Source organism: Rhizobium sp. YAF28 (assembly GCF_052113285.1).
Lineage (GTDB): Bacteria > Pseudomonadota > Alphaproteobacteria > Rhizobiales > Rhizobiaceae > Rhizobium.
On sequence record NZ_JBFRCX010000010.1, the window covers coordinates 68120 to 86014 of the forward strand.

The 17895-nt window shown below is 61.0% G+C and carries 17 protein-coding genes; 12 read left to right on the plus strand and 5 right to left on the minus strand.

Going from position 1 to position 17895, the window contains the following annotated elements; translation table 11 throughout:
- Window positions 1-67 precede the first annotated feature (67 nt).
- Genes AB4Z13_RS22630 through AB4Z13_RS22645 form a run of 4 tightly spaced genes read left to right on the plus strand, consistent with a single transcriptional unit; the run spans window position 68 to window position 3433 of the window.
- Entirely contained in the window at window positions 68-1321 is a 1254-nt protein-coding gene (locus AB4Z13_RS22630) for a Zn-dependent hydrolase (protein ID WP_442206881.1), read from the plus strand.
- Entirely contained in the window at window positions 1318-1599 is a 282-nt protein-coding gene (locus tag AB4Z13_RS22635) for a hypothetical protein (protein ID WP_442206882.1), read from the plus strand. The genes AB4Z13_RS22630 and AB4Z13_RS22635 overlap by 4 nt, the downstream gene beginning before the upstream one ends.
- Window positions 1596-3050 carry a dihydropyrimidinase gene (gene hydA, locus AB4Z13_RS22640; protein ID WP_310385622.1) on the plus strand — a complete coding sequence of 485 codons (1455 nt, stop codon included), beginning with the start codon at window positions 1596-1598 and terminating at the stop codon, window positions 3048-3050. The genes AB4Z13_RS22635 and hydA overlap by 4 nt, the downstream gene beginning before the upstream one ends.
- Window positions 3051-3055: 5 nt before the next feature.
- Entirely contained in the window at window positions 3056-3433 is a 378-nt protein-coding gene (locus tag AB4Z13_RS22645; RefSeq protein WP_310386177.1) for a hypothetical protein, read from the plus strand.
- A gap of 2 nt (window positions 3434-3435) precedes the next feature.
- Here the strand turns inward: AB4Z13_RS22645 and AB4Z13_RS22650 are convergent, their stop codons facing one another.
- A complete protein-coding gene (locus AB4Z13_RS22650; protein ID WP_442206883.1) occupies window positions 3436-3849 on the minus strand; it encodes a cupin domain-containing protein in 414 nt (137 codons plus the stop codon).
- 94 nt (window positions 3850-3943) lie between these two features.
- Between AB4Z13_RS22650 and AB4Z13_RS22655 the strand changes: the two genes are divergently transcribed.
- The 6 genes from AB4Z13_RS22655 (at window position 3944) to AB4Z13_RS22680 (ending at window position 12738) form a co-directional block, all read left to right on the plus strand.
- Window positions 3944-4726 carry an ABC transporter ATP-binding protein gene (locus tag AB4Z13_RS22655; RefSeq protein ID WP_113321661.1) on the plus strand — a complete coding sequence of 261 codons (783 nt, stop codon included), beginning with the start codon at window positions 3944-3946 and terminating at the stop codon, window positions 4724-4726.
- Window positions 4727-4756: 30 nt separating this feature from the next.
- Window positions 4757-5641 (plus strand): ABC transporter permease, encoded by an 885-nt coding sequence (locus tag AB4Z13_RS22660; protein ID WP_113321660.1) that lies wholly within the window; start codon window positions 4757-4759, stop codon window positions 5639-5641.
- Complete coding sequence (locus tag AB4Z13_RS22665; RefSeq protein ID WP_113321659.1) at window positions 5638-6765, plus strand: ABC transporter permease; 1128 nt, start codon at window positions 5638-5640, stop codon at window positions 6763-6765. Before AB4Z13_RS22660 ends, AB4Z13_RS22665 begins: the two co-directional genes overlap by 4 nt.
- A 54-nt stretch (window positions 6766-6819) precedes the next feature.
- The gene (locus AB4Z13_RS22670) at window positions 6820-7791 is read left to right on the plus strand and encodes an ABC transporter substrate-binding protein (protein WP_113321658.1); all 972 of its coding nucleotides are present in this window, start codon (window positions 6820-6822) and stop codon (window positions 7789-7791) included.
- Between the two features lie 411 nt (window positions 7792-8202).
- A complete protein-coding gene (locus tag AB4Z13_RS22675) occupies window positions 8203-9405 on the plus strand; it encodes an efflux RND transporter periplasmic adaptor subunit (protein WP_113321657.1) in 1203 nt (400 codons plus the stop codon).
- 12 nt (window positions 9406-9417) lie between these two features.
- Window positions 9418-12738 carry an efflux RND transporter permease subunit gene (locus AB4Z13_RS22680; protein WP_113321656.1) on the plus strand — a complete coding sequence of 1107 codons (3321 nt, stop codon included), beginning with the start codon at window positions 9418-9420 and terminating at the stop codon, window positions 12736-12738.
- Window positions 12739-12795: 57 nt separating this feature from the next.
- Here the strand turns inward: AB4Z13_RS22680 and AB4Z13_RS22685 are convergent, their stop codons facing one another.
- On the minus strand, window positions 12796-13857 hold the full coding sequence (locus AB4Z13_RS22685) for a LacI family DNA-binding transcriptional regulator (RefSeq protein ID WP_113321655.1): 1062 nt from the start codon (window positions 13855-13857) through the stop codon (window positions 12796-12798).
- Between the two features lie 93 nt (window positions 13858-13950).
- Here AB4Z13_RS22685 and AB4Z13_RS22690 point away from each other — a divergent pair, with 93 nt between their 5' ends.
- On the plus strand, window positions 13951-14214 hold the full coding sequence (locus AB4Z13_RS22690) for a hypothetical protein (RefSeq protein WP_162747965.1): 264 nt from the start codon (window positions 13951-13953) through the stop codon (window positions 14212-14214).
- Window positions 14215-14325: 111 nt separating this feature from the next.
- Window positions 14326-15012 (plus strand): Crp/Fnr family transcriptional regulator, encoded by a 687-nt coding sequence (locus AB4Z13_RS22695; RefSeq protein ID WP_113321653.1) that lies wholly within the window; start codon window positions 14326-14328, stop codon window positions 15010-15012.
- Between the two features lie 2 nt (window positions 15013-15014).
- Here the strand turns inward: AB4Z13_RS22695 and AB4Z13_RS22700 are convergent, their stop codons facing one another.
- From AB4Z13_RS22700 to AB4Z13_RS22710, 3 genes are all read right to left on the minus strand, one after another.
- Entirely contained in the window at window positions 15015-16448 is a 1434-nt protein-coding gene (locus AB4Z13_RS22700; protein ID WP_113321652.1) for a DUF6880 family protein, read from the minus strand.
- A gap of 75 nt (window positions 16449-16523) precedes the next feature.
- On the minus strand, window positions 16524-17135 hold the full coding sequence (gene ureG / locus AB4Z13_RS22705; protein ID WP_113299755.1) for an urease accessory protein UreG: 612 nt from the start codon (window positions 17133-17135) through the stop codon (window positions 16524-16526).
- Between the two features lie 87 nt (window positions 17136-17222).
- Window positions 17223-17894 (minus strand): urease accessory protein UreF, encoded by a 672-nt coding sequence (locus tag AB4Z13_RS22710; protein ID WP_442206884.1) that lies wholly within the window; start codon window positions 17892-17894, stop codon window positions 17223-17225.
- Window position 17895 lies beyond the last annotated feature (1 nt).

The following is a 17895-nucleotide window of genomic DNA, read 5'->3' on the forward strand; positions in this document are numbered from 1 at the left end:
TTGACCACGGGAACAAGGCGGGCATGTACATTGCATGACTGCCGCAAAACAGGTGAGGACTTTCAGTATGGTGGCAGCGCCAGGCGAAAATATGCGCGTCAATGGGGACCGTCTCTGGGACAGTCTCATGGACATGGCGAAGATCGGCCCGGGAATTGCCGGCGGCAACAACCGCCAGACGCTGACGGATTCCGATGCCGAGGGCCGCAACCTCTTCAAGACATGGTGCGAAGACGCCGGCATGACGCTCGGCGTCGACAAGATGGGCACGATGTTCGCGACCCGCCCCGGCACCGATCCGAACGCCCTTCCCGTCTATGTCGGCTCGCATCTCGATACCCAGCCGACCGGCGGCAAATATGACGGCGTGCTCGGCGTGCTCGGCGCCCTCGAAGTCGTCAGAACCATGAACGACCTCGGCATCAAGACCAAGCACCCCATTGTCGTCACCAACTGGACCAACGAGGAAGGCGCCCGCTTCGCGCCTGCCATGCTGGCCTCCGGCGTCTTCGCCGGCGCGCACAGCCTGGACTTCGCCTACAATCGCAAGGATCCCGAAGGCAATCTCTTCGGTGACGAGCTGAAGCGCATCGGCTGGGTCGGCGACGAGGAAGTCGGCGCCCGCAAGATGCACGCCTATTTCGAATATCACATCGAGCAGGGCCCGATCCTCGAAGCCGAAAACAAGCAGATCGGCGTCGTTACCCACTGTCAGGGCCTGTGGTGGCTGGAATTCACGCTGACCGGCAAGGAAGCCCATACCGGCTCAACTCCGATGAACATGCGCGTCAATGCCGGCCTTGCGATGTCGCGCATTCTGGAAATGGTCCAGGGTGTCGCCATGGGCGAACAGCCAGGCGCCGTCGGCGGCGTCGGCCAGGTCTTCTTCTCGCCTAATTCCCGCAACGTGCTGCCGGGCAAGGTCGTCTTCACCGTCGACATCCGCTCGCCCGACAAGGCCAAGCTCGACCGCATGCGGGCAAAGATCGAGGTCGAAGCGCCCAAGATCTGCGATGCACTGGGTGTGGGCTGTTCCATCGAGGCGATTGGCCATTTCGAGCCCGTCACCTTCGACGAGAAACTCGTCACCTCGGTCCGCTCCGCCGCCGACCGCCTCGGCTACAGCCACATGAACATCATCTCCGGCGCCGGCCATGACGCCTGCTGGGCCGCCAAGGTCGCCCCTGCCACCATGGTCATGTGCCCCTGCGTCGGTGGTCTCTCGCACAACGAAGCGGAAGACATTTCCAAGGAATGGGCAACGGCGGGCGCCGATGTGCTGTTCCATGCGGTGGTCGAGACGGCGGAGATAGTGTCGTGATCACGGATCCGGACGCAGATCTGGACGGCATGAGCCACGGTGATCTGTTGTTGGCGGCACGATCCATGCGCCGCGCGATCCGCATTCACCGCGATACGTCCGGCCATGAACTCTGTTGGCATCATCCCGATCTGTGGACGCTTCTGCCTGATACGCCGACCGGCGGTCAGATCGTGCCCGATTGGCCTCAATTTATGCGCGGCTGCATCCGCTACCGCCAGTCATTGGATAACCAGCTTGCGCAGGCACCGCGCAGCGACAGGGAGTTCGGAGAATGAGCACAGTCATCAAGAACGGCACCATCGTCACCGCCGACCTCACCTATAAGGCTGACGTCAAGATCGACGGCGGCAAGATCGTCGAGATTGGGCAGAACCTTTCGGGCACCGAAACGCTCGACGCGACAGGCTGCTACATCATGCCCGGCGGCATCGATCCGCATACCCATCTGGAAATGCCCTTCATGGGCACCTATTCCTCCGACGATTTCGAGAGCGGCACGCGCGCTGCCCTTTCCGGCGGCACGACCATGGTCGTCGATTTCGCCCTTCCCTCGCCCGGCCAGTCGCTGCTCGAGGCGCTGACCATGTGGGACAACAAGTCGACCCGCGCCAATTGCGACTATTCCTTCCACATGGCAATCACCTGGTGGGGCGAGCAGGTCTTCAACGAAATGAAGACGATCGTTGAGGACAAGGGCATCAACACCTTCAAGCACTTCATGGCCTACAAGGGCGCGCTGATGGTGAATGACGACGAGATGTTCGCCTCCTTCCAGCGTTGCGCCGAGCTTGGCGCTCTGCCGCTCGTCCATGCCGAAAACGGCGATGTCGTCGCCTCCCTTTCCGCCAAGCTGCTGTCCGAAGGCAATAACGGCCCCGAGGCGCATGCCTATTCGCGCCCGGCCGAAGTCGAGGGCGAGGCAACCAACCGCGCCATCATGATCGCCGACATGGCCGGCTGCCCTGTCTATATCGTCCACACCTCTTGCGAACAGGCGCATGAAGCGATCCGCCGCGCCCGTCAGAAGGGCATCCGCGCCTATGGCGAGCCGCTGATCCAGCACCTGACCCTCGACGAGTCAGAATATTTCGACAAGGATTGGGATCATGCCGCCCGCCGCGTCATGTCCCCGCCCTTCCGCAACAAGCAGCATCAGGACAGCCTCTGGGCCGGCCTTGCCTCCGGTTCGCTGCAGGTCGTGGCGACCGACCATTGCGCCTTCACCACGGCGCAGAAGCGATTCGGCGTTGGCGATTTCACCAAGATCCCGAACGGCACCGGCGGCCTCGAAGACCGCATGCCGATGCTCTGGACCTATGGCGTCAATACGGGTCGCCTGACGATGAACGAATTCGTCGCCGTCACCTCGACCAACATTGCCAAGATCCTCAACATCTACCCGAAGAAGGGCGCGATCCTCGTCGGCGCCGATGCCGATCTCGTCGTCTGGGATCCGAAGCGCTCCAAGACCATTACGTCGAAGAGCCAGCAGTCGGCGATCGATTACAACGTCTTCGAAGGCAAGGAAGTCACCGGCCTGCCGCGCTATACCCTGACACGTGGCGTCGTGGCGATCGAGGAAGGGACTGTCAAAACCCGCTCCGGCCATGGCGAATTCGTCAAGCGCGAGCCGGTCACCGCCGTCAGCAAGGCGCTGTCGACCTGGAAGGAGATCACCGCGCCGCGCAAGGTCGAACGCACGGGCATCCCGGCGAGCGGCGTGTGACACACATGCGCGGCCATCTGCTTCTGACGATCGTTTCCCTGGCCGCGCTTTCCACCGCGGCGAATGCCGACACGCTGCCCATCAAGGGCAGCTACGGCAACAAGGATGGCTGCGCCTACGCCAAGAGCGGCGAAAGCACAGGTTCCGACAACTTCTTTCTGCTGACTTCCGAGGGCATCACCACGGCGGCCTCTTACTGCGAAATCAAGAAAGTCCTGAAGACCGAAGGCAAGGACTTCACCGCCACGGTCGCTTGCCAGGCGGAGGGCGAAGAGAGCAGCAACGACGACACCGTCAAGATCACATCAGGGCCTAAAGGCTATACGATCGGGTTCGTGGCTGATGCCGCAATCAAGTGGGGGCCGCTGCCGCTATGCAAATAGCCTCACGCCGGCACCAGCGCATCCAGCTCCGGCAGCAGGATCACGCTTTCCTGCTCGTTCGGATCGGTGCGGGCAATGATCGCCGTGCATGGCGTGCTGCTCAAGTTGGCCGGCAAATGCGGGACGCCCGCCGGGATGTAGAAAAGCTCGCCGGCATGCACGACAATGTGGTTCTCGAGCTGGTCGCCATACCAGGTATGCGCCTCACCGGAGAGCATGTAGATCGCCGTTTCATGCGCCTCATGCAGATGCGCCTTGGCGCGCACACCGGGCGGGATCGTCAGAAGATGCATGCAGATGCCCTTCGCGCCCACGGTCTCGGCCGCAATACCCTCGAAATAGCTGAGCCCCTGCTTGCCGTCATAGGTGTGGTTGGGGCGAACAATGTGGCAGGTGGGCTTTGATTTTGCGTCCATCCTCATCCTCCAAGGACTGTGCTGTCGGTAAGACCGGCGGCAATGATATCATGGAAAATCGCGCCGGCGCGGCGAAAACAAGACTGGTTTATTGATGCAAGCACCCTCCGTCGTATCCGCCAAGGATCTCTGTCTCAGCTACCAGACGAATGACGGCGCGGTGCACGCGCTTGCTGATGTCAATCTCGATATCCGCAGGGGCGAGTTTGTCTCCTTCATCGGCCCTTCCGGCTGCGGCAAGACGACTTTCCTGCGCGTCATCGCCGATCTCGAGCGCAAGACCTCCGGCGACATCGCCATCAACGGCATGACACCGGATGAGGCCCGCAAGGCCCGTGCCTATGGCTATGTCTTCCAGGCGCCGGCACTTTATCCGTGGCGCACAATCGAGAAGAACATCGCCCTGCCACTGGAGATCATGGGTTATTCGAAACCCGAACAGAAGAAGCGCATTGATGGGGCGCTCGACCTCGTCGAACTCTCCGGCTTCGAGAAAAAATTTCCCTGGCAGCTCTCAGGCGGCATGCAGCAGCGTGCCTCGATCGCCCGCGCGCTCGCCTTCGACGCCGATCTGCTCTTGATGGACGAACCCTTCGGCGCCCTCGATGAAATCGTCCGCGATCACCTGAATGCGGCGCTTCTGAAACTGTGGTCGCGCACCAACAAGACGATCTGCTTCGTCACCCATTCCATTCCGGAAGCCGTCTACCTCTCCACCAAGATCGTCGTCATGTCGCCACGCCCGGGCCGCGTGACCGATATTATCGACTCGACACTGCCGAAGGAACGACCGCTCGACATCCGCGAGACACCGGAATTCCTGGAAATCGCCCACCGCGTCCGCGAAGGGCTGAGGGCGGGGCACAGTTATGAGTAAGCGCATACGCGGAATTTCGAGGGAGGCCGCATGAAACCCGACACCCTCAAGGACAAGATCATCCCCGTCCTCACGATCCTGCTGGTGCTGATCGCCGTCTGGTATGTCGCCGCGGTCTTCCTCAACGCGCCGTTCCAGCGCGATATGGACGCGCGCAATAACGTCACCTCGACGACGACGGAATTCATCGGCAGGGCACTCTCCCAGCCGAAGCCCATCCTGCCGGCGCCGCATCAGGTGGCGCAGAACGTCTTCGAAAACACCTTCCTGCGAAAGCTCTCCAGCAATCGCAGCCTCGTCTACCACGCAGGCGTCACCCTCTCTTCCACCGCGCTCGGCTTTGCGCTCGGTACGCTGCTTGGCATCGTGATCGCTGTCGGCATCATCCATATCAAGGCGCTCGATCGCAGCCTGATGCCGTGGATCATCGCATCCCAAACCGTGCCGATCCTGGCAATCGCACCGATGGTCATCGTCGTGCTCGGCTCGATCAATATTACCGGCCTCATCCCGAAGGCGCTGATCTCCACCTACCTCTCCTTCTTCCCGGTCACGGTCGGCATGGTGAAGGGGCTGCGCTCGCCCGAGGTCATGCATCTCGATCTGATGCGCACCTACAATGCCACGGCCGCACAAACCTTCTGGAAGCTGCGCGTGCCTGCCTCCATCCCCTTCCTCTTCACCTCGATGAAGGTGGCAATCGCCGCAAGCCTCGTTGGCGCTATCGTCGGCGAACTGCCGACCGGCGCGGTCGCCGGCATTGGCTCCAAGCTGCTTGCCGGCTCCTATTACAGCCAGACGATCGATATCTGGGCAGCACTGGTCGCCGGCTCGGTCCTTGCCGCAATCCTTGTCGCCATCGTTGGCCTCGTCGCGAAGATCGTCGACCGCGCCATGGGCGGGAGGCCGGTATGAAGCAAATCGTGCTTTCCTGGCAGGGCCTGATCGCTCTCCTCTGCGTGGCAGGCGCAATGGTCATGCTGCCTGTCTTTGGGGCCGGTGCCACACAGCCTCCGTCCGCAGGAACTGTCATCCTGATCGCACTGCTTGCGATCGTCGCAGCACTGATCTCCTTCGCGCCCCTATCCACATCGCTTGTCGCAACCGCCCTCTTCATCGGCGCTCATGGTGCGGCATGGCTTCTGCTCGGTACACTTTCGGGCAATGAAGGCTTCGCCGGCACCTCCTTCTTCCTGCTGCTGGCCGCCTGCTGGTTGCTTGCCTGGCGCTGCGTGACGGAGCTTTCGGAACTCAAGCCGACAACACCGTCCGGCCAGTGGCTGCTGCGGCTGCTGATCCCGGCAATCTTCGGCACCTGGATCCTCATCATCTGGGAAACAATCACGCGCGGCGCGGGTGTCCCTTTCGTGCTGCTGCCACCGCCGTCCGCGATTGGCGCACGCATCATAGGCTCCCTGCCGATCCTCGGCGAAGATATCAGGCAAACGATCTTCAAGGCCGTTCTGATCGGTTACACCATCGGCTGCGTCAGCGGCTTCGTCGTCGCCATCCTTGCCGACCGTTTCGCCTTTCTGCGCCGCGGCTTGCTGCCGATCGGCAATTTGGTTTCGGCCCTGCCGATGATCGGCGTGGCACCGATCATGGTCATGTGGTTCGGCTTCGACTGGCCGTCGAAGGCGGCCGTCGTCATCATCATGACCTTCTTCCCGATGCTGGTGAACACCGTTGCAGGGCTAGCCGCCTCCGGCAACATGGAGCGCGACCTGATGCGCACCTATGCATCGAACTACTGGCAGACGCTGGTCAAGCTCAGGCTTCCCGCCGCAATGCCCTTCATTTTCAATGCACTGAAGATCAACTCGACGCTGGCTCTGATTGGTGCCATCGTTGCGGAATTCTTCGGAACGCCGATCGTCGGCATGGGCTTCCGCATCTCCACGGAGATCGGCCGCATGAATGTCGACATGGTCTGGGCCGAGATCGCCGTCGCGGCGCTTGCAGGCTCGATCTTCTATGGTGTCGTCGCCCTTGCCGAGAGGGCGGTGACGTTCTGGCATCCGTCTATCCGTGGTGGTTAGACGTGCCCCGGCCCCGCACCAGGGCCTGGGCATAACTTCAGAGGGAACAAGAAAATGAAAAAATTAATGGTTGCAATGATGGCGAGCGCTATGTCGCTTGCCGCCGCCCACGCGATGGCGGCCGACAAGGTGGCGCTCCAGTTGAAGTGGGTCACCCAGTCGCAATTCGCCGGCTACTACGTCGCCAAGGACAAGGGCTACTATGAAGAAGAAGGCCTCGACGTCGATATCAAGCCAGGCGGCCCCGATATCGCTCCCGAGCAGGTGATCGCCGGCGGCGGCGCCGATGTGATCGTCGACTGGATGGGTGGTGCGCTGGTTGCTCGCGAAAAGGGCGTTCCGCTGGTCAACATCGCCCAGCCCTATCAGAAGTCGGGCATGGAAATGATCTGCCGCAAGGACGGCCCGGTCAAGACCGAAGCCGATTTCAAGGGCCATACCCTCGGCGTCTGGTTCTTCGGCAACGAATATCCTTTCTTCGCCTGGATGAGCAAGCTCGGCCTCAAGACCGATGGCGGCCCTGACGGTGTGACGGTACTCAAGCAGAGCTTCGACGTTCAGCCGCTGCTGCAGAAGCAGGCCGACTGCATTTCCGTCATGACCTATAATGAATACTGGCAGGCAATCGATGCCGGCCTGAAGCCGGAAGATCTCACCGTCTTCAACTACACCGCCATGGGCAACGACCTGTTGGAAGACGGTCTCTATGCTTCGGAAGAAAAGCTGAAGGATCCGGCCTTCAAGGAAAAGATGGTCAAGTTCGTCCGCGCTTCGATGAAGGGCTGGAAATACGCCATGGAGAACCCGGATGAAGCAGCCGGAATCGTCGTCGACGCCGGCGGCCAGGACGAAAACCACCAGAAGCGCATGATGGGCGAAGTCGCCAAGCTGATCGGTGACGGCACCGGCAAACTCGACACCACGCTCTATGATCGTACGGCGAAGGCCCTGCTCGACCAGAAGATCATCAACAAGGAGCCATCGGGCGCCTGGACCCACGACATCACTGACGCCGCCGCCAAGTAACGGCATAGCGATACCAAAATGCAACGCGCGCGGGAGAATCTCCCGCGCGTTTCTATTTTTTGCACTCAATGAAAAAAATCGCCTTGCAACTGTCGCATTTATCAGGCGTCAAACGTCGAAGCATATGAGAGCCGATCAATCATCGTCATGTTCACATAACCCTGAGGTGATTGATGAGCCCCGCAATGGTAATTAATATTATCTCATGGGGAATTATTTTCTGCCAGGCTTGCACGTGGAGCAAATCGATACCACGTTCTAGCTGGATTTGCCGGAGAGGGATGACGCGTTCCGGCAGATGAGATGCGGGTAAATACCTCTGAGATTTGGAAGACGGAATTTGCCCGGTTCGCGAGTTGCATGACGACACGCGAGTCCGGCCGATCCTGTCAAGAGATTGGACGAAGACGCATGGCACTGAAGCCGCACGCATTACTACGCGCCTCCACTTTTCTTGTTGCTGCATTTGCGGCCTCGGCTGTATTTGCGCAGGAACCCAAGGCCACCCAGCCGCAGGCCCAGGCTCTGCAGAACCTGCCGGCAATCGTTGTCACCAAGGCCGTAAACCGCACCCTCGTCGACCGTGTCATCGGCACGGGAACGGTCAAGCCCGTCGAGGAAGTCTATATCCAGCCGCAGGTCGAAGGCCTCTCCATCCGCACCCTGAAGGCCGATGTCGGCGACAAGGTCCAGGCGGAAAGCACGCTGGCGACGCTGAACGATGACGCTCTGGTCTTGACGAAGAGCCAGATGATGGCGACGAAAGCCAAGGGCGAGGCAAGCCTTGCCCAGCTACGCGCCCAGCTCGTCGAGGCTCAGGCCAATGCCGAGCAGGCAAGGCAGCAGCAGGTCCGCGCCCAGGAAATGGTCAAGAAGGGTACGGTTTCGACCGCCCAGGTCGAGCAGGCCGATGCAACTGCCGCCGCCGCCAATGCCCGCGTCTCCTCCGCCGAGCAGGCGATCGAGGTCGCCGAAGCCGATCTCAAGGTCTTCGACAGCCAGATCGCCGACGCGGACCTGAAACTGGCGCGCACCGATGTGAAGACACCGGTCGCGGGCATCATTTCAGCCAAGAACGCCAAGGTCGGCGCTATTGCCGCCGGCAACGGCGATCCGCTATTCACCGTCATCCGCGACGGCGACGTCGAACTTGTCGCCGAAGTCGCCGAAAGCGACATCGTCAGGATCATGGCCGGCCAGAAGGCGACGATTTCGCTTTCCGGCAGCCGCGAGAAGCTTTCCGGCGCCGTGCGCCTGGTGTCGCCGACCGTCGATCCGGTCACCCGCCTCGGCCTCGTCCATATCTCTATCGACGATGACAGCAAGGCGCGTTCCGGCATGTATGGCAGCGCCGAGATCATCGTTCGCGAGACGGAGGGCGTATCGCTTCCCCTGACGGCAGTGCTCACCAGCAACGAAGGCTCCTCCGCCCGCAGGGTCGAGGATGGCGTGGTGAAATACGCCAAGGTCGAGACCGGCATCCAGGACGGTGCCTATGTCGAGATCGTCAATGGATTGAAGACCGGCGACGAGGTCGTGGCCAAGGCGGGCGCTTATGTCCGCGACGGTGACCATATCACTCCGGTGCGTGAACAGCCTCCGGCTTCCAACTAAAGAGACCATCCGATGAATTTTTCAGCCTGGTCCATTCGAAATCCGATCGCGCCGCTCCTGGCCTTCTGCCTGCTGGTGTTCATCGGCATGCAGTCCTTCAACTCGCTGCCGATCACCCGCTTTCCCAACATCGACGTGCCGCTGGTTTCGATCAGCGTGACGCAGAGTGGCGCCTCGCCTGCCGAACTCGAAATGCAGGTGACGAAGGAGATCGAAGACGCGGTCGCCTCGATCACCGGCATCGACGAGATCCAGTCGACGGTGACCGACGGCAGCTCGCAGACCAACGTCATGTTCCGTATGGAAGTGCCGACCGAACAGGCCGTGCAGGACACCAAGGACGCGATCGACCGTATCCGCAGCGATCTGCCGGCAAACATCGAAGAACCGATTGTCTCCAAGGTCGATGTTGAAGGCCAGGCGATCCAGACTTTCGCCGTATCCTCGCCAGACCTGTCGCTGGAGGAACTCTCCTGGTTCGTTGACGACACGATCAAGCGTTCACTGCAGGGCCAGTCCGGCATCGGCCGCGTCGACCGCTACGGTGGCGCAGAGCGCGAAGTGCGCATCGAACTCACCCCCGGCAAGCTCGATGCATATGGCATCACTGCCGCGAGCGTGAATCAGCAGCTGCGCGGCACCAATGTCGATCTCGGCTCCGGCCGCGGCCAGGTGGCCGGCAGCGAGCAGGCGATCCGCGTTCTCGGCGATGCCCGCAACGTCGCCGAGCTTGCCGACACGACGATTGCTCTGCCGAACGGTCGCTTCGTCAAGCTGTCCGATCTCGGCGTCATCAAGGACACCTACGAGGAGCCGAAATCCTTCTCGCGCTTCAATGATACGCCTGTCGTTACCTTCGGCGTCTTCCGCTCGAAGGGCGCCAGCGAAGTCAGCGTCGCCGAAACCGTGGCGCAGAGCCTCGACAAGGTGCGGGGCGAAAACCCGAACGTAAAGATCGAGCTGATCGACGATTCGGTCTATTTCACCTACGGCAACTACGAAGCCGCCATCCATACGCTGCTCGAAGGTGCTCTCCTCGCCATCATCGTCGTCCTTCTGTTTCTCAGGAACTGGCGTGCGACCCTGATCTCTGCAATCGCGCTACCGCTCTCCGCCATCCCGACCTTCTGGGTCATGGACATGATGGGCTTCTCGCTGAACCTTGTCAGCTTCCTGGCCTTGACGCTTGCGACGGGTATTCTCGTCGACGATGCGATCGTAGAAATCGAAAACATCGCCCGCCATATCAAGATGGGCAAGACGCCCTATCGGGCGGCGATCGAGGCGGCTGATGAAATCGGCCTTGCCGTCATCGCCACCACCTTCACCATCATCGCGGTCTTCGTGCCGGTTTCCTTCATGCCGGGCATTCCGGGCCAGTACTTCATCCAGTTCGGCCTGACCGTCGCCTTCTCTGTTTTCTTCTCACTGATGGTGGCGCGCCTCATCACCCCGATGATGGCCGCCTATTTGATGCGTGCCGAAGACGGCATGGAAGACCATCACGACAATGACGGCCTGCTGATGAAGGGCTATACGCGCCTGGTGCGGGGCACGACCGGGCACTGGTACACGCGTTACGCGACGCTGCTTGCGGCGATCGGTTTCCTGATCGGTTCTGTCTTCCTGCTGATGCAGGTTCCCGGCAGCTTCCTGCCGCCGGAAGACGCCTCGCGCATCGTTCTCTCCGTCGAACTGCCGCCCAATGCCCGGCTCGACGACACCGAGAAGACGACCGATGCGATCTATGACAGGGTCAAGGACATCAACGGCGTCGAAAGCGTCTTCGTTCTCGGCGGCGCATCGCCGAAGGGCGATCTCGAACTGCGCCGTGCGACGATCACGCTTGCGCTCCACAAGCTCGACCAGTCGCTGGTCAAGAAGGTGGTCAACGATGTGCTCGGCCATATTCCCGTCATCGGCCCGATGCTGCCGAAGGTGGAAGTCCACGGCCGCGAACGTCCGCAATGGGATATCGAAAAGGAAGTCTTCGCCAAGCTGCGCGACATTCCCGACGTCCATATCCTCAAGCTCAACGACCGCGGCGAACGCGACCTGTCCTTCAACTTCCTCTCCAAGAACGAGAAGGACCTGAATGATGCGGTCGGCATTCTGGAATCCAAGCTGCGTGCCGATCCGCTGCTGGCGAATGTCAGCGCCGACGGCGCGCTGCCCCGTCCGGAATTGCAGGTCTACCCGCGCAAGGACGAAGCCGCCCGCCTCGGCATCACGCCGCAGCAGATCTCCGAGACGATCCGTGTCGCCACCATCGGCGATGTGGACGCAGCCCTTGCCAAGATCTCGCTCGACGATCGCCAGATCCCGATCCGGGTTCAGGCCGCACTCGACATGCGCCGTGATCTCGCGGCCATCCGGGCATTGAAGATCCAGACCGCCCGCGGCGGCACCGTTCCGCTCGCAAGCGTCGCCAATATCGACTATTCGGAAGGCGTCAGCTCGATCAAGCGCAACAACCGCTACCGCGTCGTCTCGATCGGCTCCGACCTGCCACAGGGCGTGGCGCTCGACACGGCTTCGGCCCGCTTCCGCCAGATCGTCAACGAGGCCAAGATCCCGGCCACGGTGCATCTTGCCGAAAGCGGCGATACCAAGGTGCAGACGGAGATGCAGCAGAGCTTCGTTAACGCCATGCTGATGGGCCTCCTCTTGGTGCTGACGGTGCTGATCCTGCTCTTCAAGGACGTAATCCAGCCCTTCACCATCCTGTTCTCGCTGCCGCTCGCCATCGGTGGCGTGGCGGCGGGCCTGATCGTCACCAGCAATCCGCTGTCGATGCCCGTCATGATCGGCATTCTGATGCTGATGGGTATCGTCACGAAGAACGCCATCCTGCTCGTCGATTTCGCGATCGAGATGCGCCACCAGGGCATGGCTCGTGTCGAGGCCATGGTCGAAGCCGGCCGCAAGCGCGCCCGGCCGATCATCATGACCTCGATCGCCATGTCGGCCGGCATGCTGCCTTCCGCGCTCGGCGTCGGCGAAGGCGGCTCGTTCCGCGCGCCGATGGCGATCGCGGTGATCGGCGGCATTATCGTCTCGACGGTGCTCTCGCTCGTCGTCGTGCCCTCCTTCTTCCTGATCATGGACGATCTTTCCCGCCTGCTCGGCTGGATCTTCGGCCGCTTGGTCGGCAAGAAGGACAAGGAGGATCTGCCGATGTCGAGCGAAGATCTCACCCGCGTCGCCCGCGAGAACCGCAGCGACATCGACTCGCTGGAGGAACGCCTGACCGCGATCGAAAGACCGGAAAGCAAACGCAAGGTTGGCAACGACACCAACGTGCTGCGCCTGCCGCCCTTCGCGGCTGAATAAGCCTAACGCCATGAAGGAAAAGGCCGGGCATCGACCCGGCCTTTTTATTTATCGAGCTTACCGCAGCCTTGGCGCCGCCGTACTGTCTCTTACGACAAGTTCGAGATCGAGCGCCTCATGATCTTCCGGCAGCGCATTTTCGAGGATCGCCGTCACCGAGCGCCGTGCGATTTCGGCAAAGGGCTGCGCGACAGTGGTCAGGCGCGGCAGCGAGGTTGCGGCTTCCGGCACACCGTCGAAGCCGATAATGGATACGTCCTCCGGCACTTTTAGCCCGCGCTCGGCGAGCCACTGCATGGCAAACAGCGCAACCTTGTCCGACATCGCCAGAATGGCCGTCGGTGGATTGGCAGAGGAGAACAGGGCTTCCATGGCCGTGATGGTGCTCGGTCTGTCATGCAACGTTCCCTGGATCGGAACGGCGTCGCGCGGAATGCCGTATTCCGCTAACGCCTGCCAGTAGCCATGCATGCGGTCACGCGGGGTCGCTTCCATTTCAGGATCGACACGCGCGGGCGCCACCAGCCCGACAAGGCCATCGACATCGCCGATCGATAGGATCGCGATATTCCGGTGCCCGAGCTCCAGCAGATGCCGCGCAGCCGCAGCTCCGCCCGCGACATTGTCGATGCCGATCGCCGGGATCGTCTCATCCTCGATACCGAGCGCCAGCGCGATGAACGGCAGCTGGCGCTGACGGGTGAGTTCCACGAGCCTCTCTCCGCCTTCCACGCACAGCAGGATGAAGCCGTCGACGAGCGCGCTGTTGATGTTCCAGGCAAGCCGCTCCTCGTTCATCGCCGATACGACGGCAATGCCTGTGCCGCTGGCATCGCAAACTTCACCGATCGCGGTCATCAGCGAACGCGCCCAGGGATCGTCGAAGAAATAGGTAAGCGGTTCGACGGCGGCGACGCCGATCGCGTTCACCCGCCCTGCCCTGAGCAGCCTGCCCTTGACATCAGGCCCACCATAACCGAGCTCGCGTGCGACATTGAGCACCCGCTCGCGAACCTCCTCCCGAACCACGTCTGGACGGCTGAATACGTTCGATGCCGTGCCCTGCGATACGCCTGCCGCCTTGGCGACATCAGCCAGTCTCACATGCCCTTTGCCCAAAGCTACTCCTTGCAGGTCCGAATTTGGTTCACTCTAGCAAAAAATTGTATCGGTTCAAAATAAACTTGACATCCGACTAAGATGAGAGGAAGATTGAATCGGTTCAATAAATCCATCGAGATTTTGAATCGATTCAATATTATTATGGAGAACGGAGTGATGATCCCGATCAGTTCGCTATTCAAGGATCTTTATGAAGACCGCTGGGGTAACCCGCGCAACAGCCAGCCTGCCGAGGAGGCCGAACGCGGCAAGCGCCTGTTTGTCCTGCTGCCTTTCACGCGTCGGTTCATCAGCAATCGCAAACGCCCGGACGCCTGGTCCTTCACCATCCCGGTCGATCGCCGGCTTCGATAGGCATCTCAACAGCGGCGTTTGACCAAAATCAATTCCCGCGCGCTTCCCTTCCCTTATTCTCGCATCATCAAGGGAACATTGGCAGCATCGACCGCTGCCGGAGGCCGGAACATGAACAGGATGCTGATGCTGAGCAGCCGCGAGCGGGCGCTGCTTTCCAGAGCCGGAATATTTGCAGAGCTGGACAGCGCAGAAACCGAGGCACTACGCGCCTGCTCCACCATAGTCGCTTCCGGTCCGCACGATATTCTCTTTCAGGAAGGCGAACCTGCCGCTCATTTCTACAGCGTGCTAGAGGGCTACGTCCGGCTCTTTCGTCTGAATGGTGAAGGCCGAGAAGCTGACATCCGCATCTGCGAACCCGGCGACAGTTTCGCCGAATGCCTGATCCAGGCGGGTGGCACCTATCGCTACGGCGCCCAGTCGATGGACAATACGGTTCTTGCCCGCTTCCATATCGGCAAGGTGCGCGCCCTGCTGGCTGAACACCCGCGGATCGGCACCGCGATCATGCGCAGCCTGTCGCTGCATCTGCTGTCGACGATGGAATGCCTCGCCAACGACCGCATGCAGACGGCGCCGCAGCGCGTGGCGCACTACCTGCTCTCGCATTGCGTCGAGGAAGGCCCGACAACGGCATCGCTGCGACTGCCCTTCCCGAAGAACCTGCTTGCCCGCAAGCTCGGCCTGGCGCCGGAGGCGCTGTCCCGCGCCTTCTCGACGCTCAAATCCGCAGGCGTGACCGTGCGCGGACGTTTCATCGCCATCAACGACATCAATTCACTGAGAAGGATATGAAGCTAGGTCAGACCCCAGAAGCCATGTCTCTTGCCATGTTGTCGCTTCAACTGCGCGACATAGGCATCGTGGGAGCCAGCGCTGCTGAAATCGACGATATGGGGGGCGAGAGACGCGCATTCCGCCAGATGCCGTGCCGCATGCTTGTAGCGACTGGATCGCCCGCTATCGAGCGTAAAATCGATCATTGAACGCAAGACGATCGTGGCCGCGATCGGATGTTTGTCGGCCAGTGCTTCAGCAGCCGGCGTCATCAATTCATAGAGGTCACCGTCGAGCTCCGCCTTCCGCCTGACGATAAGTTTTGCGGCCTCGGCAAGTGCCGGCCAGCCCAGGAAAAAAACGAGCGACGTGTGGACGTCAGGGAAAGCCTGGGCATAGGCGAACGCCTTTTCCTCGGCCTCGATGTCATCGAAATCTGGCAATCGCTTCAGGAACGCGCGTAGGTGCACGTCGTTCAGCGATTGCTCGAACCACGTCCATCGATCGGCCTGAGCCTCGTCAGCGCGCCCCAAAGCTTCGAGCGTCGCGATACGGGCCAATTGCCACTCGACGGGATTTTCAGCCCGGCCTCCGATATCTGCTCGGTCCAGCGTCTCGAGTGCCTCGTCAGCACGTCCTGCCAAAAGCAGACGGTCGGCAATGTCTGCAGCCACCTGAGGGAACCTGCGGGTCTTTTCAGGCTGCTGGGCGATATACGCATCGACATCGCCCTGAGCGTCGGCGATCTCTTGCAGAGCGATATGCACGGTTAGTTCGCGGCGCTGCCTGTAGACTTCGTCCTCATAGATCGGGCCATGGGAACCCAAGCCGATGAGCCGACGGTCAGCGGCTGCGGGCTTTGCGAGAGGCTCGTTCGACCACTCCACGAACAAGGCTTTCAGATGTTCGAGACCATCGTTGCCGAGCGCCGCGACCATTGCCGTGATCAATTCGTCGTACTGGCCATAAGCATTCCCTTGGGCGGCTGCGAAGATCTTGTCGGCAAGGGTCTTGGTATCGATACCTGCCATCTTGGCGATAACACCGGCATCCGTGCGAGCTTGGTGAAAACTCTCCATGAGCGAACCGCTGCCATCGTCGGATCGCTCGAAGATCGAATCGCCAAGCGCCAGAAATTGCCAGATCAGTTCGAAGCCTTCTTTCGGATCGTCTGCGGCAACGATATCGACGATCGCCTTGCGTTGCGTTTCAAGATCGGCCTTGAGCTTCCTTACCTTGTGCCAGTCTATGTAGGTGCGAGCGCGAGCGATACTGACGAGCCGTTTGCGTATTTGACGCGCCATCTCGGCGCTGCTCTCGTTGCCGGCGAGCTCCATGCGAAGCCGTTGCTTGTGAGCGGCGCTGCCGGTGCTGATTTCGATCAGCAGCTCGGCAAGCCGTTGCGTGCCGAGCGCTTCCAGGTTCTTCGCATTGAGAGTCGTCTTCGCCGCCATTGCTCTTCGCTAGCTGATTTGCGTCAACGTTACCGTGCAGAGCATTCCGGTCCAAGATCGGGACGACGAAATAATCTAGAGACCACCCTGCACCCGCAGGAAGTCGACGATCGAACTGATGCCGTCGCCACGCTTCATGTCGGAGAAGACGAAGGGGCGCGTTGCGCGCATGCGTGTCGCATCCCGGTCCATCACATCAAGGTCAGCCCCGACATAAGGCGCCAGATCCTTCTTGTTGATGACGAGAAGATCTGACCTTGTAATGCCCGGCCCACCTTTGCGCGGAATTTCCTCACCCTGGCAGACGGAGATCACATAGATGGTTATGTCGGCGAGATCAGGCGAGAACGTCGCCGCCAGATTGTCACCACCGGATTCGATGAAAACAACGTCGAGATCGGGGATGCGCTCGTTGAGACCTGCGATAGCCTGCAGGTTGATCGTCGCATCCTCGCGGATGGCCGTATGCGGGCAGCCGCCGGTCTCAACGCCGACGATGCGCTCGGACGGCAGTGCCTGCATGCGCACCAGCGCCTCGGCATCCTCAGTCGTGTAGATGTCGTTGGTCACGACGGCGACGGAATAGTCGTCGCGCATCGCCTTGCAGAGCTTTTCGGTCAGCGCCGTCTTGCCCGAGCCGACCGGCCCGCCGATACCGACGCGCAATGGTCCGTTTCTTGATTTCATGTCTCTTACTCCTATCGAAGTCAGATGATAACGAAGCGCTGCTTTCCCGCCACCGTCAAATGACGCAGGTATCAGGATAAGTCTCGTTCATGAGCGGAACAACCGCGTCTGCTGTGTCTCGTGACGAAGCCCGGCAATATCGGCCTGAACCGTCGCGGAACCGAGATCCTCGAGAGTGGAGCGGGCAGCACGTGCGGCAATATCCATCACGTGCTCCTCCAGCCCGGCGAGAACGGCAACGCCGTCCTTCTGTCCCGTGACACCGAGCCGGATACCGGAGGAGACCGCCTGGGAGAGATAGGCATGCAGGAAGGCAGCCAGCGCTTTCTCGATTGCTATCCCGTGCGCGCCCGTCACCGCACCGACGGCCACCGGATAGGCCGTCTTCTTCGGCAATCGGCTGAACACCCCATCCGGCCATGCCTGCGCACCCGTCAGGAAGGCTTCGCCAAGCAACATCGTCTCCTGATGCCGCTCGCGCGAGCCGGCAAGCGCTGCTGCCAGTTCTGCAAGCTCCGCAAGGCAGTCGCCATCGTTATGACCACGATGGCTTGCGGCAAAGAGCACAGCATCGTTCCAGACCGAGCCGTTGCTGGTCAGCGTCTGAAGCCAGCGCCGCAGCATGCCCGCATCGCCGACAAGTCCATCCGCCACCGCCCGCTCCAGCCCGCCGGAATAGGCGAAGGAGCCGACGGGAAAAGCCGGCGAGAGCCATGCCGTCAGGCGCAGCAAAGCCTGCAGCTCACGATCCTCAGCCATC